The sequence below is a fragment of the Mycobacterium hippophais genome (genome assembly GCF_027529605.1).
Lineage (GTDB): Bacteria > Actinomycetota > Actinomycetes > Mycobacteriales > Mycobacteriaceae > Mycobacterium > Mycobacterium arseniciresistens.
Map to the genome: position 1 here is coordinate 182,632 of NZ_JAPZPY010000008.1, position 24,550 is coordinate 207,181.

General features: G+C 69.5%; 26 protein-coding genes and 1 tRNA gene. 9 read left to right on the forward strand and 18 right to left on the reverse strand.

Going from position 1 to position 24,550, the window contains the following annotated elements:
* Positions 1–44: 44 nt before the first annotated feature.
* Genes O6P37_RS18185 through O6P37_RS18195 form a run of 3 tightly spaced genes read left to right on the forward strand, consistent with a single transcriptional unit; the run spans position 45 to position 1,484 of the window.
* Positions 45–362 carry an ArsR/SmtB family transcription factor gene (locus tag O6P37_RS18185; RefSeq protein WP_264010687.1) on the forward strand — a complete coding sequence of 106 codons (318 nt, stop codon included), beginning with the start codon at positions 45–47 and terminating at the stop codon, positions 360–362.
* Positions 359–844 (forward strand): SRPBCC family protein, encoded by a 486-nt coding sequence (locus O6P37_RS18190; protein WP_269895391.1) that lies wholly within the window; start codon positions 359–361, stop codon positions 842–844. Before O6P37_RS18185 ends, O6P37_RS18190 begins: the two co-directional genes overlap by 4 nt.
* Positions 837–1,484 carry a flavodoxin family protein gene (locus O6P37_RS18195; protein WP_269895392.1) on the forward strand — a complete coding sequence of 216 codons (648 nt, stop codon included), beginning with the start codon at positions 837–839 and terminating at the stop codon, positions 1,482–1,484. Before O6P37_RS18190 ends, O6P37_RS18195 begins: the two co-directional genes overlap by 8 nt.
* Here O6P37_RS18195 and O6P37_RS18200 read toward each other — a convergent pair.
* The 7 genes from O6P37_RS18200 to metH form a co-directional block, all read right to left on the reverse strand.
* Complete coding sequence (locus tag O6P37_RS18200) at positions 1,435–2,814, reverse strand: FAD-containing oxidoreductase (RefSeq protein WP_269895393.1); 1,380 nt, start codon at positions 2,812–2,814, stop codon at positions 1,435–1,437. The genes O6P37_RS18195 and O6P37_RS18200 overlap by 50 nt on opposite strands.
* A gap of 13 nt (positions 2,815–2,827) precedes the next feature.
* Positions 2,828–3,310 (reverse strand): DUF4126 family protein, encoded by a 483-nt coding sequence (locus tag O6P37_RS18205; RefSeq protein ID WP_269895394.1) that lies wholly within the window; start codon positions 3,308–3,310, stop codon positions 2,828–2,830.
* Positions 3,311–3,379: 69 nt separating this feature from the next.
* Positions 3,380–4,231 carry an ATP phosphoribosyltransferase gene (hisG, locus tag O6P37_RS18210; RefSeq protein WP_269895395.1) on the reverse strand — a complete coding sequence of 284 codons (852 nt, stop codon included), beginning with the start codon at positions 4,229–4,231 and terminating at the stop codon, positions 3,380–3,382.
* A 5-nt stretch (positions 4,232–4,236) separates the two neighbouring features.
* Positions 4,237–4,506, reverse strand: a complete 270-nt coding sequence (locus tag O6P37_RS18215) for a phosphoribosyl-ATP diphosphatase (RefSeq protein WP_264010707.1) — start codon at positions 4,504–4,506, stop codon at positions 4,237–4,239.
* Positions 4,507–4,550: 44 nt separating this feature from the next.
* A complete protein-coding gene (locus O6P37_RS18220; RefSeq protein WP_269895396.1) occupies positions 4,551–6,026 on the reverse strand; it encodes a sugar porter family MFS transporter in 1,476 nt (491 codons plus the stop codon).
* A gap of 109 nt (positions 6,027–6,135) precedes the next feature.
* Positions 6,136–6,831 carry an HAD family hydrolase gene (locus O6P37_RS18225; RefSeq protein ID WP_269895397.1) on the reverse strand — a complete coding sequence of 232 codons (696 nt, stop codon included), beginning with the start codon at positions 6,829–6,831 and terminating at the stop codon, positions 6,136–6,138.
* On the reverse strand, positions 6,832–10,476 hold the full coding sequence (gene metH, locus O6P37_RS18230) for a methionine synthase (RefSeq protein WP_269895449.1): 3,645 nt from the start codon (positions 10,474–10,476) through the stop codon (positions 6,832–6,834).
* Between the two features lie 462 nt (positions 10,477–10,938).
* Between metH and O6P37_RS18235 the strand changes: the two genes are divergently transcribed.
* On the forward strand, positions 10,939–11,829 hold the full coding sequence (locus O6P37_RS18235) for a PAC2 family protein (protein ID WP_269895398.1): 891 nt from the start codon (positions 10,939–10,941) through the stop codon (positions 11,827–11,829).
* A 10-nt stretch (positions 11,830–11,839) separates the two neighbouring features.
* Here the strand turns inward: O6P37_RS18235 and O6P37_RS18240 are convergent, their stop codons facing one another.
* From O6P37_RS18240 to O6P37_RS18255, 4 genes are all read right to left on the reverse strand, one after another.
* Complete coding sequence (locus tag O6P37_RS18240; RefSeq protein WP_269895399.1) at positions 11,840–13,267, reverse strand: DUF1254 domain-containing protein; 1,428 nt, start codon at positions 13,265–13,267, stop codon at positions 11,840–11,842.
* Positions 13,264–14,139 (reverse strand): SDR family oxidoreductase, encoded by an 876-nt coding sequence (locus O6P37_RS18245; protein WP_269895400.1) that lies wholly within the window; start codon positions 14,137–14,139, stop codon positions 13,264–13,266. Before O6P37_RS18245 ends, O6P37_RS18240 begins: the two co-directional genes overlap by 4 nt.
* Positions 14,140–14,247: 108 nt before the next feature.
* Positions 14,248–15,489, reverse strand: coding sequence for a cysteine--1-D-myo-inosityl 2-amino-2-deoxy-alpha-D-glucopyranoside ligase (mshC, locus tag O6P37_RS18250; RefSeq protein ID WP_269895401.1), 1,242 nt, complete (start codon positions 15,487–15,489; stop codon positions 14,248–14,250).
* 99 nt (positions 15,490–15,588) lie between these two features.
* Complete coding sequence (locus tag O6P37_RS18255) at positions 15,589–16,350, reverse strand: 3'(2'),5'-bisphosphate nucleotidase CysQ (RefSeq protein WP_269895402.1); 762 nt, start codon at positions 16,348–16,350, stop codon at positions 15,589–15,591.
* 69 nt (positions 16,351–16,419) lie between these two features.
* Between O6P37_RS18255 and O6P37_RS18260 the strand changes: the two genes are divergently transcribed.
* Positions 16,420–16,584: a hypothetical protein gene (locus tag O6P37_RS18260; RefSeq protein WP_264010701.1), complete on the forward strand. Its 165-nt coding sequence runs from the start codon at positions 16,420–16,422 to the stop codon at positions 16,582–16,584.
* Here the strand turns inward: O6P37_RS18260 and O6P37_RS18265 are convergent.
* The 5 genes from O6P37_RS18265 to O6P37_RS18285 are packed head-to-tail and all read right to left on the reverse strand — an operon-like array spanning position 16,581 to position 19,947.
* Positions 16,581–17,432, reverse strand: a complete 852-nt coding sequence (locus O6P37_RS18265) for an SCO1664 family protein (RefSeq protein WP_269895403.1) — start codon at positions 17,430–17,432, stop codon at positions 16,581–16,583. The genes O6P37_RS18260 and O6P37_RS18265 overlap by 4 nt on opposite strands.
* Complete coding sequence (locus O6P37_RS18270) at positions 17,416–18,003, reverse strand: DUF3090 domain-containing protein (RefSeq protein WP_269895404.1); 588 nt, start codon at positions 18,001–18,003, stop codon at positions 17,416–17,418. Before O6P37_RS18270 ends, O6P37_RS18265 begins: the two co-directional genes overlap by 17 nt.
* A gap of 55 nt (positions 18,004–18,058) precedes the next feature.
* Positions 18,059–18,769, reverse strand: coding sequence for a histidine phosphatase family protein (locus tag O6P37_RS18275; protein WP_269895405.1), 711 nt, complete (start codon positions 18,767–18,769; stop codon positions 18,059–18,061).
* Entirely contained in the window at positions 18,766–19,596 is an 831-nt protein-coding gene (locus O6P37_RS18280; protein ID WP_269895450.1) for an undecaprenyl-diphosphate phosphatase, read from the reverse strand. The genes O6P37_RS18275 and O6P37_RS18280 overlap by 4 nt, the downstream gene beginning before the upstream one ends.
* 39 nt (positions 19,597–19,635) lie before the next feature.
* Positions 19,636–19,947 carry a hypothetical protein gene (locus tag O6P37_RS18285; RefSeq protein WP_269895406.1) on the reverse strand — a complete coding sequence of 104 codons (312 nt, stop codon included), beginning with the start codon at positions 19,945–19,947 and terminating at the stop codon, positions 19,636–19,638.
* A 142-nt stretch (positions 19,948–20,089) separates the two neighbouring features.
* Between O6P37_RS18285 and O6P37_RS18290 the strand changes: the two genes are divergently transcribed.
* From O6P37_RS18290 to O6P37_RS18300, 3 genes are read left to right on the forward strand one after another with little or no spacing between them, the layout of a single operon-like run.
* Positions 20,090–21,154, forward strand: coding sequence for a YncE family protein (locus O6P37_RS18290; protein WP_408633198.1), 1,065 nt, complete (start codon positions 20,090–20,092; stop codon positions 21,152–21,154).
* A gap of 5 nt (positions 21,155–21,159) precedes the next feature.
* Positions 21,160–21,396 (forward strand): DUF5703 family protein, encoded by a 237-nt coding sequence (locus O6P37_RS18295; protein ID WP_264012514.1) that lies wholly within the window; start codon positions 21,160–21,162, stop codon positions 21,394–21,396.
* 7 nt (positions 21,397–21,403) lie between these two features.
* Complete coding sequence (locus O6P37_RS18300) at positions 21,404–22,465, forward strand: quinone-dependent dihydroorotate dehydrogenase (protein WP_269895451.1); 1,062 nt, start codon at positions 21,404–21,406, stop codon at positions 22,463–22,465.
* Positions 22,466–22,467: 2 nt separating this feature from the next.
* On the opposite strand, the gene O6P37_RS18305 is transcribed toward O6P37_RS18300, so the two are convergent.
* Entirely contained in the window at positions 22,468–23,004 is a 537-nt protein-coding gene (locus tag O6P37_RS18305) for a YbhB/YbcL family Raf kinase inhibitor-like protein (RefSeq protein WP_269895408.1), read from the reverse strand.
* Between the two features lie 39 nt (positions 23,005–23,043).
* Positions 23,044–24,387: a M20/M25/M40 family metallo-hydrolase gene (locus O6P37_RS18310; protein ID WP_269895409.1), complete on the reverse strand. Its 1,344-nt coding sequence runs from the start codon at positions 24,385–24,387 to the stop codon at positions 23,044–23,046.
* Between the two features lie 72 nt (positions 24,388–24,459).
* Between O6P37_RS18310 and O6P37_RS18315 the strand changes: the two genes are divergently transcribed.
* Positions 24,460–24,548: transfer RNA gene (locus tag O6P37_RS18315), tRNA-Leu, on the forward strand.
* Positions 24,549–24,550: the final 2 nt, after the last annotated feature.

The following is a 24,550-nucleotide window of genomic DNA, read 5'->3' on the forward strand; positions in this document are numbered from 1 at the left end:
TATATGCCCTTGCATCTATATAGATGACGTGCAATATTAGGGGCATGGACGTATTCGAGGCGGTGGCAGAGCCCAGCCGGCGGGCACTGCTCGACGCACTGACCGAAGGTGAACGCACGGCCGGCGACCTGGTCGCCACACTGCCGGGCCTGACACAGCCGACGGTGTCGCGACACCTGCGGGTGCTGCGCGAGGTCGGCCTCGTCGAGGTGCGACCCGACGCCCAACGCCGCATCTACGCGTTGCGCGCCGACGGCCTGGTGGCGATCGACCAGTGGATCGACCGCTACCGCCAGTTCTGGACCGGTCACCTCGATGCGTTGGAGCGTCATCTGCGGACCACCCGGGGGCCGGCCGAATGACCGGGCGCGACGGCACACTCACGATCGACGGTGACCGCGCGGTGCTGCACTTCGAGCGCCGACTGCCCTACCCCGTCGAGGCCGTGTGGTCGGCCATCACCGACCCCGGCGAACGGCAGCAGTGGTTCGGGCCGACCACCATCGATCCCCGCGAAGGCGGCACCATCGAGATGGTCGCGACCGGCCCGCCGGTGCCCGACGACCTCAAACGGATGACCGGCCGGATCCTGGTGTGGGATCCACCGCACGTGCTCGAACACGAGTGGAGGCAGCAGATCGTCGAGGACGGTGTGGTGCGTTACGAACTGACCCCCGACGGCGCCGGCGCCACCGTGCTGCGCTTCACCCATCGCGGCCTCGGGGTGCGCAACGCCACGGGCTTCCGCGGCGGCACCGAGGCCTTCCTCGATCGGCTGGAGGCCCACCTCGGCGGCACCGAACTACCAGAATGGACCAACCGGATACGGAGAAATCATGCCTGACAACCACTTCGACGACGGTGCGCCGCGGGTGGCGGTGGCCTACCACTCCGGCTTCGGGCACACCGAGACGCTGGCACACGCCGTCACCGCGGGTGCCCGCGACGCCGGCGCCGACGTGACCCTGATCGCCGTCGACGCGATGTCCGGCGCGGACTGGGACATCCTGGACACCGCCGACGCGATCGTGTTCGGCACGCCGACCTACATGGGCAACGTGTCCGCGGCGTTCCAGGCGTTCGCGGAGAAGACCGGCAGGCGCTGCCAGGAAGGCACCTGGAGCGACAAGATCGCGGCGGGATTCACCAATTCGGGCGGCAAGAGCGGTGACAAGCTGCAGACGCTGACGTCGCTCGCCGTGTTCGCCGCCCAGCACCACATGCACTGGGTCAACCTCGGTCTGGTGGCAGGCTGGAACAGCTCCGCCTCCGGTCCCGACGACCTCAACCGGCTGGCGTTCTTCCTCGGGGCGGGCGCACAGACCGACGTCGACGCCGGACCGGACCGGGTGCACGGTTCCGACGCCCGGACCTGTGCCCATCTCGGGACCCGGGTGGCCGTGGTGACGCGCCAGCTCAAGGCCGGCAGGCACGCTATGTCAGCGGCTTCAGATCCTGCAGCAGCGTCGGCACCAGCTCACTGACGGTCGGGTGGATGTGCATGGTGCGGGATATCGCCGTGTAGGGCAGCTTGGCGGTCATCACGTCGAGAATCGAGTGGATCACCTCGTCGCCGCCGACGCCGAAGATCGCGGCGCCCAGGATCTCCTCGGTCTCCGCGTCGACCACCACCTTCATGAAGCCCTGGGTCTCGCCCTTCTCGACGGCGCGGCCGACGCGCGTCATCGGGCGCTTGCCCACCAACGCTTTCCTGCCCGACGCCCGCACCTGGTCGACCGACATCCCGGCCCGGCCCAGCGGCGGATCGATGTACAGCGCGTAGGTGGTGATGCGGTCGCTGACCCGCCGGGGGTCGTCGTCGAGCAGGTTGGCCGCGACGATCTCGAAGTCGTTGTACGACGTGTGGGTGAAGGCGCCCTTGCCGTTGCAGTCCCCCATCGCCCAGATGTGCTCGGCGGTGGTGCGCAGCTGGTCGTCGACGACGATGAAGCCCCGTTCGTCGGTCTGCACACCGGCGGCGTCGAGACCCAGGTCGTCGGTGTTCGGCAGGCGCCCGACCGCGACGAGGAGGTGGGTGCCGGACACGGCGTCGGCGCCGGCGCGGGGTATCACGTCGAAGCCGTTGTCGCGCTTGGTGAACCGCATGTCATTGGCGCCGACGATGATGGTGATGCCCTCGGCCTCGAGGATCTCGCAGACGGTGGCCGAGACGTCCTCGTCCTCCCGGGACGTCAGCCGGGGGCCCTTCTCGATGACGGTGACCTCGGCGCCGAACCTGCGGTACATCTGCGCGAATTCGAGCGCGATGTAGCTGCCGCCGATGATCACCAGATGCTCGGGCACGGTGTCGAGTTCGAGGATGCCGACGTTGGTGAGGTAGTCGATGTCCGAGAGGCCCGGCAGGTCGGGTGCCACGGCGCGGCCGCCCACGTTGAGGAAGATGCGGTCGGCGGTCAGGATTCGGCCGTCGACGTCCACGGTGTGCGGATCGGTGAAGCGGGCGTGGCCGCGGATGAAGGTGCAGCCCTTCATGCCCTGCAGCCATGACTCGAGGCCACGGCGATCGTCGAGCATGATCCTGTCCTTGCGGGCCTTCACCTTGGCCATGTCGACGGCGACGTCGCCGGTGCCGATGCCGTAGTCGGCGCCGCGCCGGGCCAGGTGGGCCGCGTGCGCGCTCGCCACCAGCGTCTTGGTGGGGATGCAGCCGTAGTTGACGCAGGTGCCGCCGACCAGTTTGCGCTCGATCACCGCGACGGTCTGGCCTGCCTCGGTCAACCGGCCGGCCAGCGGCGGTCCGGCCTGCCCCGCGCCGATGACGATCGCGTCGAAATGCTCTGTCGCCTCGCTCATCTCCGGCGTCCGCTCAGATCAGGCTGACGAGGAACACGACCAGGAAACCGCCGCCGACGGCGACAGCGTCCTCGATGATCGCACCGGGCCGGTCCTTACCACCGTTCGCCGCCCCCAGCCGGGACCGCAGCTCCGCGCCGCCCAGTGTGCCGAGCACCGCGCCGATCATCCCGGCGCCGATGGAGCTGAAGGTGTGGTAGAACGCGCTGCCGATCACCGCACCGGCGAATGCGCCCATCAGGAGGCGGGTGACGAACTGCGGCGGCGTCTTGCGGCTCGGCGTCTTCGGCAGCTGGTCGGTGACGAGCTCGACCACCAGGAGGACGGAGAGCACCGCCACGGTGATCGGATGTGCCACCCATTCCGACCATTTGCCCTCGACGTCGATCCAGCCCAGGAACGCGCCCCAGGCCACCACCGCCGGGGCGGTCAGCGCCCGCAGCCCGGCGATCACCCCGATCAGCAGCGCGAGCACCAACACCAGGACATGCGTCATGCGTACCTCCGAGGGCGGGCGAAACGTCCTCCGGACGCTAACACGCAGACCGTGACGGGGCCCGGCGATCTAGAAGCGGCAGAACCTGATGTCGGAGGCCAGGATCGCCTTGGCGCCGATGGCGGCGATCTCGTCCATGATGGCGTTGACGTCGCGGCGCGGCACCAGTGCCCGCACCGCCACCCAGTCGGGGTCGGCCAGCGGTGCGATGGTGGGTGATTCGAGTCCCGGGGTGACGGCGGTGGCGCGGTCGAGCACCGTGCGCGGGCAGTCGTAGTCCAGCATCAGGTACTGCTGGCCGAACACCACGCCCTGCACCCGGGCGGCCAGCTGGTCGCAGGCGGCCGACCTGTCGTCGGACGGGCCGTCCTGCTCGATCAGCACCGCCTCCGAATCACACAGCGACTCACCGAAAGCCGTCAGATTGTGCTGTCGCAACGTGCGGCCGGAGCCGACCACGTCGGCGATCGCGTCGGCCACCCCGAGCTGGACCGAGATCTCCACGGCACCGTCCAGCCGGATCACCGCGGCGTCGATCCCCCGCGCCGCCAGGTCTTTCCGCACGAGATTCGGGTAGGCCGTGGCGATCCGCTTACCGGCCAGGTCGGCCGCGGTCCAGTCCCGGCCCGCCGGTGCGGCGTAGCGGAACGTCGACGAACCGAAGCCGAGCGCAAGCCGCTCGCGTACCGGCGCATCCGACTCGGCGGCCAGATCCCGCCCGGTGATGCCGAGGTCCAGCTGGCCCGAGCCGACGTAGATCGCGATGTCCTTGGGCCGCAGGAAGAAGAACTCCACGTTGTTGGCCGGGTCGATGACCGTGAGGTCCTTGGGGTCTGTGCGCTTCCGGTATCCCGCCTCGGCGAGGATCTCCGCGGCGGATTCGCTCAGCGCGCCCTTGTTGGGAACCGCTACCCGCAACATGCCGCTCACAGCTTCCGGTAGACGTCGTCGAGGGACAGCCCGCGGGCCAGCATCAGCACCTGGGTCCAGTACAGGAGCTGGCTGACTTCGTCGGCGAGCGCGTCGTCACTCTCGTGCTCGGCCGCCAGCCACACCTCGCCAGCCTCCTCGAGGATCTTCTTGCCGAGGCCGTGCACGCCGCCGTCCAGCGCGGCGACGGTGCCGCTGCCGGCGGGCCGGCTGCGCGCTTTCTCGCTGAGCTCGGCGAACAGGGCGTCGAAGGTCTTCACGGGCAGTTATTGTCCCATGCCAGGTCGACCGGGCGACGCCCGACCGCTGCTCAGGTGGCGGCTCTGGGCAACTCCTCGCCCTTGAGGATCGAGCCGTGCATGTCCTCCAACGACACGCCCTTGGTCTCCATCACCCAGCGCCACACGAAGAGCCCGGACAGGATCGCGCACAACCCGTAGAAGCCGTAGGCCAGCCCGAGGTGTTCGCGCAGGCCGGGGAAGGTGACGGTGATCAGCCAGTTCGCCGCCCACTGGCCGGCGGCGGCGATCCCGAGAGCCGCGGCGCGGATGCGGTTGGGGAACATCTCGCCCAGCAGCACCCAGACCACCGGACCCCACGACATGCCGAAGGCGACGACGAACAGGTTGGCCGCCACCAGCGCGACCACGCCCGACGCGCCGGGCAGGCTCGGGTTGCCGTCGGGCCCCACGGCCGCGTTGGCGAAGATGACCGCCATCGTGATGAGTGTGACGGCCATGCCGGAGGAACCGATGAGGAGCAACGGTTTCCGGCCTATCTTGTCGATGAGCGCGATGGCGATCAGGGTGGTGAGCACGTTGATCACCGACGTGATCACGGTGTAGATCGCCGATTCGTCGGCGCTGAATCCGACGGCCTGCCAGAGCACGTTCGAGTAGTAGAAGATCACGTTGATGCCGACGAACTGCTGGAAGATCGACAGGCCCAGGCCCACCCAGACGATGCCGTAAATGCCGCCGGTCGGCTTGCGCAGGTCACGCCACGACGGCTTGTCCTCGCGCTCCAGAGTCTCCCGGATGCGGGTGATGGTGATCTCCAGGTTCTTCTGCCCGAGCAGCATGTTGAGCACCCGGCGGGCTTCCGGGATCTTGTGGCTGGCAACGAGATAGCGCGGCGACTCCGGGATGGTGAAGGCCAGTGCGCCGTACAGCACGGCGGGCAGCGCCATGGCCAGAAACATCCAGCGCCAGGCGTCGAGGCCCAGCCACAGCGGCTCGTTGGGCCCGCCCGCGGTCCACTGCAGGAGCCAGTTGACGACGAAGGACAGGAAGATGCCGGAGACGATCGCCAGCTGTTGCAGCGAACCCAGCCGGCCACGGATGCCCGGTGGCGAGGTCTCGGCGATGTAGGCGGGCGCGATGACCGACGCGACGCCGACGCCGATGCCGCCGACCACCCGGAAGATGACCACCCACAGCACATCGGGCGCGAGGCCGGTGCCGAAGGCACTGATCAGGAAGAGCACCGCGGCGATCTTCATCACCGCGATGCGGCCGATCTTGTCGGCGATGCGGCCCGCGGTCATGGCGCCCGCCGCGGCGCCCAGCAGCGCCGAGGCGACGGCGAAGCCGAGTTCGGCGTTGCCGATCCCGAAGTCCTCCTGGATCGAGTCGACCGCACCGTTGATCACCGCACTGTCGTACCCGAACAGCAGGCCGCCGAGCGCGGCCACCGATGCGATCCGCAACGCGGTCTTGCCCGAGGAGAAGTCCTCGTCCGAGACCGGTAGGTCATCGCCTACCGGGGCTCCACCGTGTCCTGCCATGGGATTTCCTTTCCGCAGCGCTGCGTGGAATCACTCGTTCCCCACGATTGCACAATTCACACCTGCGCAAGGGCGTATCGAGACCGGGAAGTGGGCCGTGAACTTGTGCTCAGGCGCTGCGTTCGGAGAGCTCGTCGGTCAGCCCGGCGTGGATGGCCCGGAGGTCCTCGACGCCGAGGCCGAGCAGCGACTGCGCGTGGCGCCGTCCCGGCCCGGCGGGCACCGCGATGTCGTTGGGCACCACCAGTACCGGGCAGCCCGCGCCCTCGGCGGCCGCCGTGCCCGTCACCGAATCCTCGACGGCCAGGCACGCGCCGGGCGCCAGTCCCAGCAACTCCGCCGCACGCAGATACGGATCCGGCGCTGGTTTGCCGTTCGTCACCTCGTCGCCGCAGACGGTAGCCGAGAAGTAGTGACCGCCAATGCTTTTGAGTGCTTTGTCGGTGAGTGGCCGCAGCGTGTTGGTGACCAGCGCCAACGGCACCCCATCGGCGGCCAGCGCATCGAGCAGCTCGCGAGCTCCCGCACACCACGGCAGGCCCTGCTCGAACAACTCGGCGGTGTAGTCGTGCAGCCACCGGTGCGCCTCGGCCATCGCCTCCGGGTCGGGCTCCAGGCGCAGGTCGGCGAACACGGTGCGCATGGTGTTCTCCGCCGAGCTGCCCACCAGCGCCTGGCGCACCTCGGCGCTCAGTTCACCGCCGAGCCGGCCGTAGAGCGCCTCCAGCGAGATGTCCCACAGTTTCTCGGAATCCACCAGGGTGCCGTCCATGTCGAAGAGGACGGCGGCGAGCACCTCCCCCATTCAGTCCTCCGGGTTGTAGCCGAGATTGGGGGCGAGCCAGCGCTCGGCCTCCTTCAGCGTCCAGCCCTTGCGCTTCGCGTAGTCGGCGACCTGGTCCTGGGAGATCCGGCCGACGACGAAGTACTGCGACTGCGGGTGCGAGAAGTACCAGCCGCTGACGGCGGCGCCGGGCCACATCGCCATCGACTCGGTCAGCTCGATCCCGGTGCGCTCCTTGACGTCCATCAACTCCCAAAGCGTCGCCTTCTCGGTGTGTTCCGGGCAGGCCGGGTAGCCGGGGGCGGGGCGGATGCCTGAGTACTTCTCACCGATCAGCGCCTCGTTGTCCAGCTGCTCGTCGGGCTGGTATCCCCAGAACTCCTTGCGGACCCGCTGGTGCATCCGTTCGGCGAACGCCTCTGCCAGCCGGTCGGCGAGCGACTCCAGCAGGATCGCGTTGTAGTCGTCGTTGGCCGCCTTGAATTCGGCGATCCTGTCGTGGATGCCGAGCCCCGTCGTTACGGCGAACGCGCCGACGTAGTCCCGGAGGCCCGTGTCCTTGGGCGCGACGAAATCGCCGAGGGACCGGTTCGGGATGCCGTCGCGGTGCTCGCCCTGCTGGCGCAGGTTGCGCAACGTCTTCAGCACCTCGGAACGGCTCTCGTCGGTGTAGACCTCGACGTCGTCACCGACCGCGTTCGCCGGGAAGAAGCCGATCACGCCGTTGGCGGTCAGCCACTTCTCCTTGATGAGGGTGTCCAGCATCTCCTGGGCGTCGTCGTACAGCTTGCGGGCCGTCTCGCCCGACACCGGGTTGTTGAGGATGTCGGGGAAGCGGCCCTTCATCTCCCAGGCATTGAAGAACGGTTGCCAGTCGATGTACTCGCGCAGCTCGGCGAAGTCGTAGTCGCCGAACTCCCGCACGCCGAGGCCTTGCGCGGGCACCGGCGGCGTGTAGTCGTCCCAGTCGATCGGCGTCCGGTTCGCCCGCGCCTTCTCCAGCGTCAGCATCGGCCGCTCGCTCTTCTGCGCATGCCGCTCGCGAAGCGACGCGTAATCCTTCTCGGTGGCCTCCAGCAGGGCAGGCCGCTGCTTGTCGTCGAGCAGGGCCGCGGCGACCGGCACCGAGCGGGACGCGTCCTTCACCCAGACCACCGGACCGCTTCGGCGCGGCGCCACCTTCACGGCGGTGTGAGCGCGCGAGGTGGTCGCGCCGCCGATCAGCAGCGGGATCTCCAGGCCCTGGCGCTCCATCTCGACGGCGAAGTTGACCATCTCGTCCAGCGACGGGGTGATCAGGCCGGACAGCCCGATGATGTCGGCGTCGTGCTCCTTGGCCGCGTCCAGGATCTTGTCGGCAGGCACCATCACACCGAGGTCGATCACCTCGTAGTTGTTGCACTGCAGCACGACTCCGACGATGTTCTTGCCGATGTCGTGGACGTCACCCTTGACGGTCGCCATGATGATCGTGCCGTTGGTGTCCTTGCTCGCAGCGGCCCCGGTCTGCTCCTTCTCCGCCTCGATGAACGGCAACAGGTACGCCACGGCCTTCTTCATCACCCGGGCCGACTTCACCACCTGCGGCAGGAACATCTTGCCCGCGCCGAACAGGTCGCCGACGACGTTCATGCCATCCATCAGCGGGCCCTCGATCACCTCGATCGGACGACCGCCCGCTGCCTCGATCTCGGCGCGCAGTTCCTCGGTGTCGGCGTCGACGTTGGCGTCGATGCCCTTGACCAGGGCGTGCGTGATCCGCTCCCGGATCGGGAGGCTGCGCCACTCGGCCGCCACCGGATCATCGGCCTTCTCCGAGCTGTTGAATCGCTCGGCGATCTCCAGCAGCCGTTCGGCGGCGTCCTCGCGACGGTTCAGCACGACGTCCTCGATCCGGTCCCGCAGTTCGGGGTCGATCGAGTCGTAGGGCACCAGCGCACCGGCATTGACGATGCCCATGTCCAGGCCGGCCTTGATGGCGTGGTAGAGGAACACCGCGTGGATCGCCTCGCGGACGGGGTTGTTGCCCCGGAACGAGAACGACACGTTGGAGATGCCGCCGGAGATGTGCACGCCGGGGAGGTTCTCCTTGATCCAGGCGCAGGCCTCGATGAAGTCGATCCCGTATGTCGCGTGCTCCTCGATGCCCGTCGCGAGCGCGAAGCAGTTCGGGTCGAAGATGATGTCCTCGGGCGGGAAGCCGACCTCCTCGGTCAGGATCCGGTAGGCGCGCCCGCAGATCTCCTTGCGGCGCTCCAGATTGTCGGCCTGGCCCTGCTCGTCGAAGGCCATCACGACGACGGCGGCACCGTACTTGCGGCACAGCCGTGCCTCGCGGATGAACTTCTCCTCGCCCTCCTTCATGGAGATCGAGTTGACGATCGGCTTGCCCTGCACGTTCTTCAGGCCCGCCTCGATGACCTCCCACTTGGACGAGTCGATCATCACCGGGACGCGACTGATGTCCGGTTCGGCCGCGATCAGCTTGGTGAACCGGTCCATCGCGGCGACGCCGTCGATCATGCCCTCGTCCATGTTGATGTCGATGACCTGCGCACCGACCTCGACCTGCTGCAGGGCGACCGACAGCGCGGTGTCGTAGTCCTCGGCCTTGATCAGGTTCCGGAACCGGGCCGAACCGGTGATGTTGGTGCGCTCACCGATGTTGACGAACAGGGAGTCGTCGTTGATGTTGAGCGGCTCCAGGCCCGCGAGCCGGGTGGCGACCTCGATCTCCGGCAGCTCGCGCGGCGGCTTGCCCTCGACGACCTTGGCGATCTCGGCGATGTGCTCGGGCGCCGTTCCGCAGCACCCACCGACGAGGTTGACCAGGCCGGCTTCGGCGAACTCGCCGATGTAGCCGGCCTGATGCTCCGGGTCCTCGTCGTACTCGCCGAACGCGTTGGGCAGGCCGGCATTCGGGTAGCAGGACACGAAGGTGTCCGCGATCCGCGCCATCTCGGCGATGTAGGGCCTCATCTCCGGCGCGCCCAGGGCGCAGTTCAGGCCGACCGCGAGCGGCTTGGCGTGCCTGATCGCATTCCAGAACGCCTCGGTGACCTGACCGGACAGTGTCCGCCCTGAGGCGTCGGTGATCGTGCCCGAGATGATCAACGGCCAGCGGCGTCCGCGCTCCTCGAACAGGGTCTCGACGGCGAACACCGCCGCCTTGGCGTTCAGCGAGTCGAAGATCGTCTCGATGATGAGGAGGTCGGCACCGCCGTCGACAAGGCCGTTGGCGGCCTCGAGATAGGCGGCGACCAGCTGGTCGTAGGAGACGTTGCGCGCTCCGGGGTCGTTGACGTCCGGTGAGATCGACGCGGTCCGCGTGGTGGGCCCCAGCGCGCCCGCGACGTAGCGGGGCTTGTCCGGGGTGCTGTACTCGTCGGCTGCGCTGCGGGCCAGCGCGGCGCCGGCGAAATTCAGCTCGTAGGCGAGCTCGGCCATGTCGTAGTCCGAGAGCGAGACCGCGTTCGCGTTGAACGTGTTGGTCTCGAGGATGTCGGCGCCCGCCTCGAGGTACTCGCGGTGGATGCCCTCGATGATCTGCGGCTGCGTCAGGTTGAGCAGGTCGTTGTTGCCCTGCAGGGCGGTCGGCCACTCGGTGAACCGGTCGCCGCGGTAGCCGGCCTCGTCGGGTCGGTCGCGCTGGATCGCCGTGCCCATCGCGCCGTCGATCACCACGATCCGCTGGCGCAGAGCTGCCGTCAGTTCCTCGGTGCAGTCGGGGCGGATGTTCGGCGCGAAGGTGGTCGACTCGACGGTGTTCGACTCGACGGCGGTCGACTCAGACGTGTTCACGCGCACTCCTTCCGTAGCGGAAGGCGTCCTTGACTCTGCCGAGCGTGGCGGATACCGAGGGAGATCCAGGCCCCCCGATAGCCGTTGCAACGCCTCTCGACCAGAAAAGTCTACGTCCTCACCCGATCGACGTCCGGACGCCCGGCTGACCACGACCTGTTCGGTGATCGCACCACGATCAACCGAGGTGCAGCCGAGGGTATTTCGTCTCGCCGGCCCCGGCCTGCTGGAGCGGCTGCGGTCACAACGACAGGGTAGTCGCGGCGTGCACCCCGCCCGAGCGGCCGATGACGCTCGTCACCACCCCGGAGGCCTTACGCTGGCCAGGTGACCCCATCGGAATTCGGTGCACCGAAGGGACCTGAGCTGCCCGAACTGCACGACGCCATCATCGTCGCGGCGTTCGAGGGCTGGAACGACGCCGGAGACGCGGCCAGCGACGCGCTCGAGCACCTGGACGCGATCTGGGAGGCCGACCCGATCGTCGAGATCGACGACGAGTCCTACTACGACTACCAGGTCAATCGCCCGGTGATCCGGCAGATCGACGGTGTCACCCGCGAGCTGGTGTGGCCGTCGATGCGGATCTCGCACTGCCGCCCGCCGGGCGCCGAACGCGACATCGTGCTGATGCACGGCGTCGAGCCGAACATGCGGTGGCGGACGTTCTGCGCCGAACTCCTGGCGATCGCCGACAAGCTGAACGTCCAGACGGTCGTGATCCTCGGCGCGCTGCTGGCCGACACCCCGCACACCCGGCCGGTGCCGGTGTCCGGAGCCGCCTACTCCCCCGAGTCGGCCAAGTTCTTCGGGCTCGAGGAGACCCGCTACGAGGGACCGACCGGCATCGCCGGGGTGTTCCAGGACGCGTGCGTGCAGGCCGGCATCCCCGCGGTGACCTTCTGGGCGGCCGTACCGCACTACGTCTCGCAGCCGCCGAACCCCAAGGCGACGGTCGCGCTGCTGCGCCGGGTCGAGGACGTGCTGGACATCGAGGTGCCGCTGGCGGACCTGCCGACGGCCGCCGAGGAGTGGGAAGAGGCCGTCACGGAGATGACCGCCGACGACGACGAGATCGCCGAGTACGTGACGGCACTCGAGGAACGCGGCGACGCCGAGGTCGACATGCACGAGACCCTGAGCAAGATCGACGGCGACGCGCTGGCCGCCGAGTTCGAGCGTTACCTGCGCCGGCGCGGACCGGGTTACCGCAGCTAGGCCGGACCGCTCAGCTCTTGACGGCCTGCGGCGGCTTCCAGGTGCCGTTCAGCGCGTCGGGTTTCGGCCAGTACAGCCGCAGCACCATCTGGAACGGGCCGGCGGGCGCGGGCAGCCAGTTCGACTCCTTGTCGATGCCCGGCGACTTGTTCTGCACCAGGAACGTGTACCCGCCGTCGGGATCGGCGACCAGGCTGGGCAGCATCGGCGAGTTGATCAGCCAGCGGTTCAGCGGGTTGGTGACGAGCAGGCTCTGCGGCATCTCGTACATGGTCAGCGACCAGAACGCATTGACCGGCGGCAGCTGGCCGGGCGCGAACCGCACGGTGTAGTTGTTGGCGCCGGTCAGCGGCGCCCCGGTGGAGTCGTTGGTCAGCGTCGGATACAGCGCCTCAGCAGCGGTGTTGCCGTAGATGCCGAACACCGCGCCGGCCATCCGATAGAGGTAGTTGCCCTTCAGTTCGGCGGCGGTGCCGAAGAACTGCGCCGGCCCCACCTCACCGGTGTCGATCTTGTCCTTCTTCAGTTTGTCGAGCTCCGCCCAGGCGTCGGCCATGCCGCCCTCGACGGCCGAGCGCATCTCCGGGCTGAGCTCGTCGGCCGCGAAGTCACCGTCGGGCCCGATGCCGATGGTCGCGAACCGGTCGCGGAGGTCCTTCTCCTCGGGCAGCACGGGCGCGAACCGCAGCGCGAAGTTGAGGATCTCGAAGAACTGCGGCGAGGTGCGCTGCTGGTCGGGCGTCAGCGGCGGCACGAAGTCGATCGCGGGCGCAGGCGCAGCAGGCGGTTGCCGGAGGAACACCGACAGCGGCGTCACCTGGTAGCCGGCCTGGATCCGCTTGACGTTCTCCAGGTCCGACGGGTTCAACAGCTGGGTGCGGTAGATGACGTTGTTCAGCTCGGTGTCCGACCGGATCACCTCGTCGACGCCCTCGGGCTTGTCGCCCTGCCAGCCGGGGCCGGCGAGCAGGTACTTCCCCCCGCCGTTGCCGGTGGTACGGCTGCCGACGTAGGCGATGTTGTTGGTATAGCCGTTGACGAACTGCAGCGAGTAGTAGCGGTCCTGTTCGACCGGCGGAACCGTCAGCACCAGTGGCTCGGCGCGCAGGTCGGCGCCCACCACCGAATAGGGCGTGTCGGAGTTCGGCGTCTGGACGGTCTTGTCCTCCGGCGTGAACAGCCGCGCGGTGTTGTGGATCGCGTTCCAGCCGCCCTTGTACTCGGGGTTGTCGCGGTTGACGAAGTACGAGTACTGCACCCGGTAGTTGTCGACGACCGGGAAACCCCAGACGTAGGCCTCCTTGGCGATCGCGCGCGCCTGCTGCGGGGTGACTTCCGCGGGGGGTGGCGGGGTCGACGGGTCGGCTTCCCGGCCGTCCTTGACACAACCGGCGAGCAGGATGGTTCCGATCAGGATCGCGGCGACACGGCGAATCACTTCTTCAGGCCGTGGGTGCGGGCGCCCAGCGAACGCTTCAGTGCGGTGACCTCGGCGTCCATCTGCGGCAGGATCTTCGGCGCCGCCTTCAGCAGCGATGCCTGCCCGATCCTGGTGGTGAGCACCGGTTTGAACCAGCGGGCGAGCCCCACCCAGCGCGGGCAGTAGATGCGGTCTTTGCGGCGTTCGATGCCCTTGACGAACACCTCGCCGCACTCCTCCACCGAGGTGGTCTTGCTCAACGGCCCCGGGAGGGAGTCGAGCATCGCGACGAAGCTCGGCAGATCGCTCTTGGTGTCCTGCACCAGTGGCGTGTCGATCCAGGACATATGTGCGCAGCCCACTCCGACGCCGTGATGCGCCACCTCCAGCCGCAGGGCGTTCGCGAACTGCTCGACGCCCGCCTTCGATGCGTCGTAGGGCGCCATGCCGGGCGCGGCCGCGAATGCCGCCAGCGACGAGACGACCAGGATGTATCCCTTGCGGTCGATCAATGACGGCAGGGTGGCCCGGACGGTGTTGAACACGCCGACGATGTTGACGTCGAGCACCCGCCGGAACGCGTCGGGATCGACCACCAGCACCGAGCCGTAGCTGGCGATGCCGGCGTTGGCGATGACGATGTCGATGCCGCCGAAGCGGGCCACCGCCTGCTCCGCCACTCCCTGCATGCTCTTGAGGTCGCTCACATCGGCCACGACGGTCAGCACGCGGTCCTCGCCGAGGTCGCCGGCCAGTGCGGCCAGCGGCCCCTCGTCGAGGTCGGTCAGCACCAACGTGGCGCCCTTCGCATGCAGCCTGCGGGCCAGTTCCTCGCCCACACCCCTCGCGCCGCCGGTGATCACCACGACCTTGCCACGTACCGAAGTCATGCGACGCAAGCTACTCCACCGGGTCGGCGTTCGTGCCGGGACCACGCGGCCGGAGGCCGTCAAGCGTCGGTCTTCGCCGTCCGGCGCGGGCGGTCGATCACCTCCGGGCTACGGGAGCTGCACGCCGAGCAGCGCGTCGACGGCGTCGCGCACCAGGCGCGGCGCCTCATCGTCGTTCCCGCCGTACTGCAACGCATCGGCGCACCAGCCATCAAGTGCGGCAAGAGCTTTCGGGGTGTCCAGATCGTCGGCGAGGTATTGCCGGACGCGGGCCAGCACATCGCCTGCGTCGGGACCGGCCTGCAGCATCGTCGCGGCCTGCCAGTGCCGCAGCCGGGACTGCGCCTCGTCGAGCACGGCGGCGCTCCACGACCGGTCGGCGCGGTAGTGGCCTGCGAGCAGGCCGAGCCGGATCGCCGCGGGATCGACGCCCTCGGCACGCAGCCGCGAGACCAGCACCAGGTTGCCGCGGCTCTTGGACATCTTGTGCCCGTCCCAGCCGATCATCCCGGCGTGCACGTAGTGGCGGGCGAACCGCCGCTCACCGGTGACGGATTCGGCGTGTGCGGCCGAGAACTCGTGGTGTGGGAAGATCAGGTCGCTGCCTCCGCCCTGGATGTCCAGTCCGGTGCCGATGCGGTCGAGCGCGATCGCCGCGCACTCCACGTGCCAGCCCGGCCGGCCCGGGCCGAACGGCGACGGCCAGCTCGGCTCGCCGGACCGCTCGGCGAGCCACAGCAACGCGTCGAGTTGGTCGCCCTTGCCCGGACGGTCCGGGTCGCCGCCGCGCTCACCGAACAGGCGCAGCATGGTGTCGCGGTCGTAGCCGGACTCGTAGCCGAACTGCACGGTGGCGTCGGCGCGGAAATAGACGTCCGGGTACTGCGCGTCCTCGACGACGTACGCCGCGCCGGAGGCCAGCATCTTCTCCACCAGCTCGACGACCTCGGCGATGGCCTCGGTCGCGGCGACGTAGTGGTGCGGCGGCAGCACCCGCAGCGCGGACATGTCCTGGCGGAACAGTTCGGTCTCGCGGTCGCCGAGCTCGCGCCAGCCGATCCCGTCGCGGGCGGCGCGCTCGAACAGCGGGTCGTCGACGTCGGTGATGTTCTGCACGTAGTGCACCCGGTGCCCGGCGTCGAGCCACAGCCGATGCACCAGATCGAACGTCAGATAGGTGGCGGCGTGACCCAGATGGGTGGCGTCGTACGGGGTGATGCCGCACACGTACATCGTGGCGGTCTCGCCGGGCGACACGGGCCGCACCTGACGGTCGGCGCTGTCGTAGAGGCGCAGCTGCGGTCCACGGCCCGGCAGTTCCGGAACGGTCGTCGCCGGCCACGATTGCATGGCTTCGACTCTAAGGTGTTCGGTCAGGACGGCCTCCCGCTGGTGCGTGACTCCCCGACACCGACAACGACGGACGTGATTTGATTCCCGGGCCGCCCGTCAGGGCCTGCGGATGATGTCCAGCAGCTGGTCGGCCAGTTCACTGCGGCACATCACGAAGTCCGGCAGATACGGGTCGGGGCGGTTGTAGATCATCGGCGAACCGTCCAGCCGCGACGCGTGCAGGCCCGCGGCGAGGACGACCCCCGCGGGAGCCGCGGAGTCCCACTCCCACTGCCCGCCGGCGTGGATGTAGGCGTCGACGTCGCCGCGCACCACCGCCATCGCCTTGGCGCCTGCGGATCCGATCCGCACCGGCTGGATGTCGAGGTGCTCACGCAGACGCCACAGCACCGCCGGTGGGCGGCTGGCGCTGGCGGCGATGCGGATGGGCCCCTCCCGTCGTGGCGGAGGCGGGGTGACGGTGTCGCTGCGGAACACCTCGCCCGTGGCGGGCAGCGCCACCACCGCGTCGGTGAGGCCGCCGTCGGGGCCGCCTGCGCCGCGCTGCCACAGCGCGATGTGCACCGCCCAGTCGTCGTGGCCGGGCAGCGAGAACTCGTGTGTGCCGTCCACCGGGTCGACGATCCAGACCCGGTCGGCCTGCACCCGGGACAGGTCGTCGACCGCCTCCTCGGACAGCACCGCGTCGTCGGGGCGGTGCCGGCGCAGCCGGTCGAGGATCAGCGCGTTGGCCCGCATGTCGCCGACGTCCCCGAGGTAGTACGGATCGTAGAAGCCCACCTCGTCGCGGACCCCGAGCAGCAGTTCGCCGGCTTCGGCCGCGACCGCCGCGGCCAGCGCCGCATCGGTCAGGCTCATCCGGTCAGTATCGCCAACGCGCGGTCCGCGGACACCATGGGACCTCCGGACGGACTACCGTGAGGAGTGATGAGCACAGCAGATGAGCCCTCCGACTCCCTCGTGAAGGCACCGGCGAAGACCCGGACCCCGGCGGCGAAAGCCGTGAAGCCGATCGACACGAGGCGTGAGGGCGCGTTCTGCACGTGCGGCATGCAGTTGTCGCTGACCCGTGTCTGCTCCAACTGCGACTAGAACGCCGGCCACGGGATCGGCCGGTGCCGATCGGGCGTCGGCATCACCGGATCGTCCAGCAGCGCAACCACTCTCGCACGCAGAGCGGCGACCTCTGCACGGGTGACGTGCTCGCGCAGCTGCTCGGCCAGATCGCCGCGCAACGCCTCGTCGAGCCCGAGCACCGCCTCCAGCGTCGGGTCGTCGACCGGTTTGCCCGACCAGCCCCACAGCACGGTGCGCAGCTTGTCCTCGACGTGCAGGGTGACGCCGTGGTCGACGCCGTAGACACGGCCGTCGACTCCGGTGAGGATGTGGCCGCCCTTGCGGTCGGCGTTGTTCACCAGCACGTCGAACACGGCCATCCGGTAGAGCCGCGGGTCGTCGGCGTGCACGAGGGTCACCTCGTCGCCGGCGTAGTCGTAGGCCTGCAGGATCGGCAGGTAGCCCGGTGGCACCCGGCCGGCGGGCAGTAGGTCCACCAGATCGGGTCCGGATGCGGGGGCGTCGTCGGCGTCCCCGTCGATGTCGTCGCCGGGCTGGTCCACCCACAGCTGGATCATCCCGCCGCCGGCAGGTCCGTCACGGATGATGGTGTGCGGCACGATGTCCCACCCCAGTGCGTGAGACACCAGGTAGGCGCCCACCTCGCGGCCCGCCAGCGTGCCGTCGGGAAAGTCCCACAGCGGCGCCTCCCCGGCGATCGGCTTGTACACGCAGTGCACCTGCCGATCGCCCAGATGCGCCTCGCACAGGAACGTGGCGTTGCTCGCCGAGCGGATCCGTCCGATGACGGTCAGTTCGCCGCACCGCAGCACCTCCTCGACGCCACTGGCGGCACCTGCCGCCGGGTCAGGTGTCGGGTTCATCGTCGGGTTCGGTGAGCGCGCCGCGCCGGTAGCCGTTGGTGCGGACGCAGATGTGGCCCTCGGGGTCGAGCGGTTCGTCGCAGAGCGGGCAGGGCGGCCGCCCGGCCGAGATGACCCGGTTCGAGCGGTTCGCGAACTGGCGTGCCGACTCGGGCGTCAGGAACACCCGGACGGCGTCGGGGCCCTCCTCGGCGTCGTCGAGCACCACCGAGGCGTCGAACTCGGTCTCGGAGACGGCGAGCAGTTCCACGACGATCGTCTGCGCCTCGGAGTCCCAGCCCAGACCCATCGTGCCGACCCGGAATTCGGCGTCGACAGGCGTCTCGAGTGGGCTGAGGTCGTCGATCTCCCCGGTCTCCGGCGGGATCGGGGTGCCGAACCTGCGATTGATCTCGAGCAGCAGCGCCGCGATGCGCTCGGCCAGCACGGCCACCTGCTGCTTCTCCAAGATCACCGAGACAACCCGCTTCTCGTGCACGGCCTGCAGATAGAAGGTGCGGTTGCCGGGTTGCCCGACGGTCCCGGCCACGAAACGGTCGGGCATGCGGAAGACGTGAATAGCGCGGGCCATGGCACCTCCCAAAATACCGGTAGGGCCGTCGCGACAGTAATCACGACGGCGCCGGTCAGTCGACGGAACCGCCGACCACCGCGTCGTCGGCGGGCACCGGCCGCTCTGATGCATCGCCGTCGGCCTTGGCCGGGGCGGCCACCAGTCCCGATGTCAGGCTCGGCCCGGTGTGGTTGACATGCAGGACGAACGGCCGCAGCGATGTGTACCGGATCACACTCATCGACGCGGGGTCGGCGGTGATGCGCTGGAAGCCGTCGAGGTGCACGCCGAGCGCGTCGGCCAGCACCGCCTTGATCACGTCGCCGTGGGTGCACGCCACCCACAGCACGTCACCCTCGTGCTTCTCGGCCAGCACCCGGTCGTGCTCGCGCACCGCCGCCACGGCTCGCGCCTGCACCTGCGCCAGGCCTTCACCGTCGGGGAACACCGCGGCGCTTGGCTGTTGCTGGACCACCGCCCAGAGCGGCTCCTTGACCAGGTCGCCGATCTTGCGGCCGGTCCAGGCGCCGTAGTCGACCTCCGAGAGCCGCTCGTCGACCACCGGTTCCAGCTGGAGCGCGGCGGCGAGCGGTTCGACCGTGCGACGGCAGCGCAGCAGCGGTGACCGCACGATCGCGCGCACGGGCAGCGCGCCGATGCGCTCCACCACGCCGTCGGCCTGGTCGCGGCCCTTGTCGTCGAGATCCACGCCCTCGCTGCGGCCCGCCAGTGTGTGCGCGGTGTTCGACGTGGAGCGGCCGTGCCGCAACAGGATCACGGTCATGACGCCGCCACCACCCCGGTGCCGAGCAGCACCAGCACGACCGTGCCGAGCAGCACCCGGTACCCGACGAACCAGTACATGCTGTGCCGGACGAGGAAGCGCAGGAACCACGCGACCGCGGCGAAGCCGACGACGAACGCGATGAGCGTCGCGACGAGCAGCTGCGGTCCGGTGGCGCTCATGCCCTCCCCGACCGGGTCGAACGCGTCGGGCAGCGAGAAGAGTCCGGAGGCGAACACCGCCGGGATCGCCAGCAGGAAGCCGAATCGGGCGGCGAGTTCGCGGTTCATCCCGAGGAACAGCCCGGCGCTGATGGTGGCGCCCGACCGCGACACACCGGGCAGCAGCGCCAGACACTGCGCCAGGCCGACGATCACGCCGTCGCGCCACGTCAGGTTCTCCACACGGCGGCCCTGGCGCCCGACGTACTCGGCCGCCGCGATGACGGCCGAGAACACGATCAGCGCGATCGCGATCGCCCACAGATTGCGGGCCGCCGTGCGGATCTCGTCCTTGAGCAGCAGGCCGATCAGCCCGATTGGGATGGTGCCGATGATCACGTACCACCCGAGCCGGTAGTCCGCGTTGCGGTGTTCGGGCGCGAACAGTCCGCGGAACCATGCGGTGACGATGCGGCCGATGTCGCGGGCGAAGTACAGCAGCACGGCGAATTCGGTGCCGAGCTGGGTGACCGCCGTGAACGAGGCACCGGCATCACCGGAGAAGAACACCCTCGAGGCGATGGCGAGGTGGCCGGAGGAGGACACCGGGAGGAACTCGGTGAGGCCCTGCAGGATCGCCAGGACCACCACCTGCACCCACGACATGGCCTCGGTCACGCCGACGACCGTACCGTGGGCGGCGGGTCAGCGAGGGGGGCGCGGCACCGGATGCGCGTCGGCGACCGCGTCGCGCACGGCCGCGGCGACGCTGCGTTCGTCGGACAGGTCGATGTCGGTGAGGCCGCGGCTCGCGACCGCCACCACGTCCTCGGCCTGCGGCACGGGGTGCCTCAGGCGCGGCCGGTACACCTCGACCACGAGCTGCTGGCGCTCGACGTGGAATGAGAAACTGCGGCCGTCGCCGAGCTGGCCGAACCCGCTGGCGTGCACACCAGTGGAGATGTCTTCGATGAAAAAGTCTTCTTCGCTCTGACTCCGACGTGTGGCGAGCGTCATAGTCGCACCATACCTCCGGTATCGCCGTCGGCAACACCGGGTGAAGCGGATCGCTGCGCGACCCGCCCGTCGCGGACGTGCCTAGACTTGCTGGACCTGTCGAACGTCCCGTGAATCGACCTCACGAACCGAGAGCTACCCCTTGTCATACCACCTAAACTCCGTGACCCAGCGCTTTCTCGCCGGCGTCGCGGTGGTGGCAATCCTCGCCGTGGCCGGCTGCGCGACCGGCCCGGACGACGGCCCGCCGCCGACCATCGTGCCGGCGACCGCCGCGGAGTCTCCCCCGGTCAGCGGCGCTCCCGCGGGACTGGTGCGGCCGCTCGCCACGCAGACCCGAAGCGCCGTGTTCGACGGAGCAACCCGCTCGCTGGTGGTGCTGGGCGCCGGCGCGGACGGCCGCTCACAGGTGACGGTCATCGGCCCAGGAACGGATACCCGGACGGTGTCACTCGACGGTGCGGCGACCGCGGTGATCGGCGACGGCCGGGGCGAGGTGTACGCCGCCGCACGGGGCGGCTACTTCCGCGTCGACGTCGCCCGCGGCGGGGCCACCCGCGGCGGGGCCACCCGCGTCGACGTGGACGGGCGGCAGGACACCGACTTCACCGCGATCGCGCGCCGCGCCGACGGCCGGCTGGCACTCGGGACCGCCGACGGCGCGGTGGTCACACTGTCGCCCGCGGACGGCGACCTCGCCGCGGTGGCCGCGGAACTGAAGATCTTCGCCCGCGTCGACGCCCTTGCGGCACAGGGCGACACCATGGTTGTCCTCGACCGCGGGCAGACGTCGGTGACCACCGTCGACGCGTCCGGCACCGACGCCCGGCACGCGCTGCGCGCCGGTGAGGGCGCCACCACGATGGCCGTCGACCCGGCGGGGCGGGTGCTGGTGGCCGACACCCGCGGCGACGGGCTGCTGGTGTTCGGCACCGACCCGCTGATCCTGCGCCAGCGCTACCCGGTGCGCGGGGCGCCCTACGGGCTGGCCGCCTCACCGACGCTGTCCTGGGTGTCGCAGACTGCCACCAACATGGTCATTGGATACGATCTGGCCACTGGCATCCCGGTGGAAAAGGTGCGATATCGGACCGTGCGGCAACCCGACTCCCTGGCCTTCGACGACGCGTCGGGCACGCTGTATGTCGTGTCCGGTGCGGGAGACGGTGTCCAGGTGATCGCGAACGCGGCGGCGGGCGGGCCGTGAGCGCCATGCACCGCGGCCGGATGCCGCAGGGCTGGGAGGGCGACCTGTCCGACGACTACGAGTGGGTGCCGTTGCGGCTGCCACCCGACGTCACCCGGCTGACCGCGTCGATCCGGCTGTCCATCGAAGCCGAGTACCGCGGCTGGGAACTGACCCGGGTGCGGGCCTACACCGACGGCAGCCGACGGGTGTTGCTGCGCCGCAAGAAGACCGCGGGCATCACCGATCAGCCGGGACAGTGACCAGGTGATCTACCGCGCAGTCCGCCGGCTGCTGTTCTCGGTCCCTGCCGAACGCGTGCACACCTGGGTGTTCACCCTGCTGCGCGCCGTCACCGCGGTGGCCCCGCTGCGGGCCGCGCTGACACGCTGGCTCGCTCCGCGCGACCCGGTGTTGGCCACCACGGTGTTCGGGGTGCGGTTCCCCGGCCCGCTCGGGCTGGCCGCCGGCTTCGACAAGGACGGCCGCGGCGTGCGCACCTGGCCCGCGCTGGGCTTCGGCTACGCCGAGGTGGGCACCGTGACCGCGCACCCGCAACCGGGCAACCCGCAGCCGCGGCTGTTCCGGTTGGCCGAGGACCGCGCACTGCTCAACCGGATGGGCTTCAACAACTCCGGCGCGGCCGAGCTGGCGCAGCGGCTGGCGCGGGCGCGACCCGCCGCCCCCGTCGGCGTCAACATCGGCAAGACGAAGGCCACCCCGGCGCAGGACGCCGTCGCCGACTACACCGAGAGTGCCCGGCACGTCGGGCCGGTGGCCGCGTTCGTCGTCGTCAACGTCAGCTCCCCCAACACCCCGGGGCTGCGCGACCTGCAAGCGGTCGACTCGCTGCGGCCCATCCTCGCCGCGGTCCGTGCCCAGACGACGGCTCCGGTGCTGGTGAAGATCGCGCCCGACCTCGAAGACGGCGACATCGACCAGATCGCCGATCTCGCAGTCGAACTCGGCCTTGCGGGCATCGTCGCGACGAACACGACGGTGTCGCGGGAGCAGCTTCACACCCCCGGCGTGACCGACCTGGGCGCCGGCGGCGTGTCCGGGCCGCCGGTCGCGCAGCGTTCGGCCGAGGTGCTGCGCCGGCTCTACCGGCGGGTCGGCGACCGCCTGGTGCTGGTGAGCGTCGGCGGCATCGAGACCGCCGACGACGCGTGGGACCGCATCACCGCGGGCGCCTCACTGCTGCAGGGCTACACCGGCTTCATCTACGGCGGCGGCCTGTGGGCCAAGCACATCCACGACGGCCTGGCCCGCCGCCTGCACGACGGCGGATTCGCGTCACTGGCCGAGGCCGTCGGCTCCGCGGCCGACTGACATCACTTCTGTTCGTGGGTACCGGTGATCAGCGCCCGGGCGATCGCGTGGGAGAAGAGGTTGAAACCGAGGTAGGCAGGCGTCGCCTCGGCGGGCACCTCGAGCTTCTCGACGTCCACGGCGTGCACCGCGATGATGTACCGGTGCGGGCCGTGCCCTGGGGGCGGCGCCGCACCGATGAACCGCTGCAGGCCGGCGTCGTTGGACAACGTCACCGCGTCACCGGGGAAGCCCTTGCTGCTGCCGTCGCCGACACCCGCGGGCAGGTCGGTGACGGTCGCGGGCAGGTTGAACACCGCCCAGTGCCAGAACCCCGAACCGGTCGGCGCGTCGGGGTCGTAGACCGTCACGGCGAAGCTGCGGGTCTCCTCCGGGAAGCCCGACCAGCTCAGCTGCGGCGAGACGTCCGAGCCGCCTGCGCCCATGATGCCGCTGACCTGATCGTTGGACAGCGGTTGGCCGTCGGTCACCGACTCCGAGGTCAGCGTGAAGGTGGGCAACTTCGGCAGGAACTCGTAGGGGTCGTAGGGGAAGGCCATGATGTCCTTTCGATGACGGATACGGGAGGAGAACCCGGCTCAGCAGTGCTCGAGGAAGTGTTCGAGCACCCGGGCGCCGAATTCGAGCGCGTCGACGGGCACCCGCTCGTCGACACCGTGGAACAACGCCGAGAAATCGAGATCCGGCGGCAGCCGCAACGGCGCGAAGCCGAAGCAGCGAATCCCCAACTTGGCGAACGCTTTCGCGTCGGTACCGCCGGAGAGCATGTACGGCACCGTGCGGGCGTCCGGGTCGAGGGTGAGCAGCGCGGCATTCATCGCGTCGACCAGGTCACCGTCGAAACTCGTCTCGTAGGAGTCGAGATCGCGTTCCCAGGTGCGGGTGACGTGCGGGCCGATCAACTCGTCGACCTCCCGCTCGAACGCCTCCTTGCGGCCGGGGAGCACGCGGCAGTCCACCACCGCCTCGGCGGTCGCCGGGATGACGTTCGCCTTGTAGCCGGCCTTGAGCATCGTCGGGTTGGCGGTGTCACGCAGCGTCGCGCCGACGATCCGGGCGATTCCGCCCAGTTTGGCGATCGAACCCTCGAGATCCGGGGAGTCCACGTCGAACGTGTACCCGGTTTCCTCGGCGACCGCGCTCAGGAACTGCTCGACGGTGTCGGTGAGCACCAGCGGGAACCGGTGCCGGCCCAGCCGCGCCACCGCCTCGGCGATCAACGTCACCGCGTTGTCGTCGTGCACCATCGAGCCGTGGCCTGCGCGCGCGCGTGCCGACAGCCGCATCCACGACAGGCCCTTCTCCGCGGTCTCGATGAGGTAGAGCCTGCGCTCACCGCCGTCGCGGCGCGGCACGGTCAGCGAGAACCCGCCCACCTCGCCGATGGCTTCGGTGACGCCGTCGAACAGGTCGGGCCGGTGCTGGATGAGCCACTGGGCGCCGTAGGTGCCGCCGTGCTCCTCGTCGGAGACGAACGCGAACACCAGATCGCGGGGCGGCACGATGCCCGCACGCTTGAAGTGCCGGGCGACGGCGATCATCATGCCGCACATGTCCTTCATGTCGACCGCGCCGCGGCCCCACACGTAGCCGTCCTCGATCGCCCCGGAGAACGGGTGCACGCTCCAGTCCGCGGGTTCGGCGGGCACCACGTCGAGGTGGCCGTGGATCATCAGCGCGCCCCTCGACCGGTCGGCGCCGGGCAGCCGGGCGAACACGTTGCCCCGACCGGGTGCGCCCGCCTCGACGTACTCGGTCTCGTAGCCGACCTCCTCGAGTTTCTGCGCCACCCAGCGCGCGCATTCCTCCTCGCCCTTGGTGGTGGCGGGGTCGCCGGTGTTGGAGGTGTCGAACCGGATCAACGCGCTGACGAGTTCGACGACCTCGTGGGATGCGTCCGGGGCTGAAGTCACAATCACCATTCGTACCACCCGGCCCGGCGTCGGGTTTGGGTCCGGGCCACGCCATCCGTTAGCCTTAGTCGCTCACTGACGGTCCGAGTGGCGGAATGGCAGACGCGCTAGCTTGAGGTGCTAGTGCCCTATTAACGGGCGTGGGGGTTCAAGTCCCCCCTCGGACACCAGA

What these genes read in the sequence shown, in the direction of transcription:
- O6P37_RS18285 (WP_269895406.1), bottom strand. Translation starts at nt 19,947, where the DNA reads ATGACGCTCGCCACACGTCGGAGTCAGAGCGAAGAAGACTTTTTCATC.
- O6P37_RS18220 (WP_269895396.1), bottom strand. Translation starts at nt 6,026, where the DNA reads ATGGCAGGACACGGTGGAGCCCCGGTAGGCGATGACCTACCGGTCTCG.
- O6P37_RS18245 (WP_269895400.1), bottom strand. Translation starts at nt 14,139, where the DNA reads ATGACTTCGGTACGTGGCAAGGTCGTGGTGATCACCGGCGGCGCGAGG.
- O6P37_RS18200 (WP_269895393.1), bottom strand. Translation starts at nt 2,814, where the DNA reads ATGAGCGAGGCGACAGAGCATTTCGACGCGATCGTCATCGGCGCGGGG.
- O6P37_RS18190 (WP_269895391.1), top strand. Translation starts at nt 359, where the DNA reads ATGACCGGGCGCGACGGCACACTCACGATCGACGGTGACCGCGCGGTG.
- O6P37_RS18205 (WP_269895394.1), bottom strand. Translation starts at nt 3,310, where the DNA reads ATGACGCATGTCCTGGTGTTGGTGCTCGCGCTGCTGATCGGGGTGATC.
- O6P37_RS18195 (WP_269895392.1), top strand. Translation starts at nt 837, where the DNA reads ATGCCTGACAACCACTTCGACGACGGTGCGCCGCGGGTGGCGGTGGCC.
- O6P37_RS18225 (WP_269895397.1), bottom strand. Translation starts at nt 6,831, where the DNA reads ATGGGGGAGGTGCTCGCCGCCGTCCTCTTCGACATGGACGGCACCCTG.
- O6P37_RS18270 (WP_269895404.1), bottom strand. Translation starts at nt 18,003, where the DNA reads ATGGCCCGCGCTATTCACGTCTTCCGCATGCCCGACCGTTTCGTGGCC.
- mshC (WP_269895401.1), bottom strand. Translation starts at nt 15,489, where the DNA reads ATGCAATCGTGGCCGGCGACGACCGTTCCGGAACTGCCGGGCCGTGGA.
- O6P37_RS18260 (WP_264010701.1), top strand. Translation starts at nt 16,420, where the DNA reads ATGAGCACAGCAGATGAGCCCTCCGACTCCCTCGTGAAGGCACCGGCG.
- metH (WP_269895449.1), bottom strand. Translation starts at nt 10,476, where the DNA reads ATGGGCACGGCGATCCAGCGCGACCGACCCGACGAGGCCGGCTACCGC.
- O6P37_RS18310 (WP_269895409.1), bottom strand. Translation starts at nt 24,387, where the DNA reads ATGGTGATTGTGACTTCAGCCCCGGACGCATCCCACGAGGTCGTCGAA.
- O6P37_RS18295 (WP_264012514.1), top strand. Translation starts at nt 21,160, where the DNA reads ATGCACCGCGGCCGGATGCCGCAGGGCTGGGAGGGCGACCTGTCCGAC.
- O6P37_RS18265 (WP_269895403.1), bottom strand. Translation starts at nt 17,432, where the DNA reads ATGAACCCGACACCTGACCCGGCGGCAGGTGCCGCCAGTGGCGTCGAG.
- O6P37_RS18305 (WP_269895408.1), bottom strand. Translation starts at nt 23,004, where the DNA reads ATGGCCTTCCCCTACGACCCCTACGAGTTCCTGCCGAAGTTGCCCACC.
- O6P37_RS18280 (WP_269895450.1), bottom strand. Translation starts at nt 19,596, where the DNA reads ATGTCGTGGGTGCAGGTGGTGGTCCTGGCGATCCTGCAGGGCCTCACC.
- O6P37_RS18185 (WP_264010687.1), top strand. Translation starts at nt 45, where the DNA reads ATGGACGTATTCGAGGCGGTGGCAGAGCCCAGCCGGCGGGCACTGCTC.
- hisG (WP_269895395.1), bottom strand. Translation starts at nt 4,231, where the DNA reads ATGTTGCGGGTAGCGGTTCCCAACAAGGGCGCGCTGAGCGAATCCGCC.
- O6P37_RS18255 (WP_269895402.1), bottom strand. Translation starts at nt 16,350, where the DNA reads ATGAGCCTGACCGATGCGGCGCTGGCCGCGGCGGTCGCGGCCGAAGCC.
- O6P37_RS18275 (WP_269895405.1), bottom strand. Translation starts at nt 18,769, where the DNA reads ATGACCGTGATCCTGTTGCGGCACGGCCGCTCCACGTCGAACACCGCG.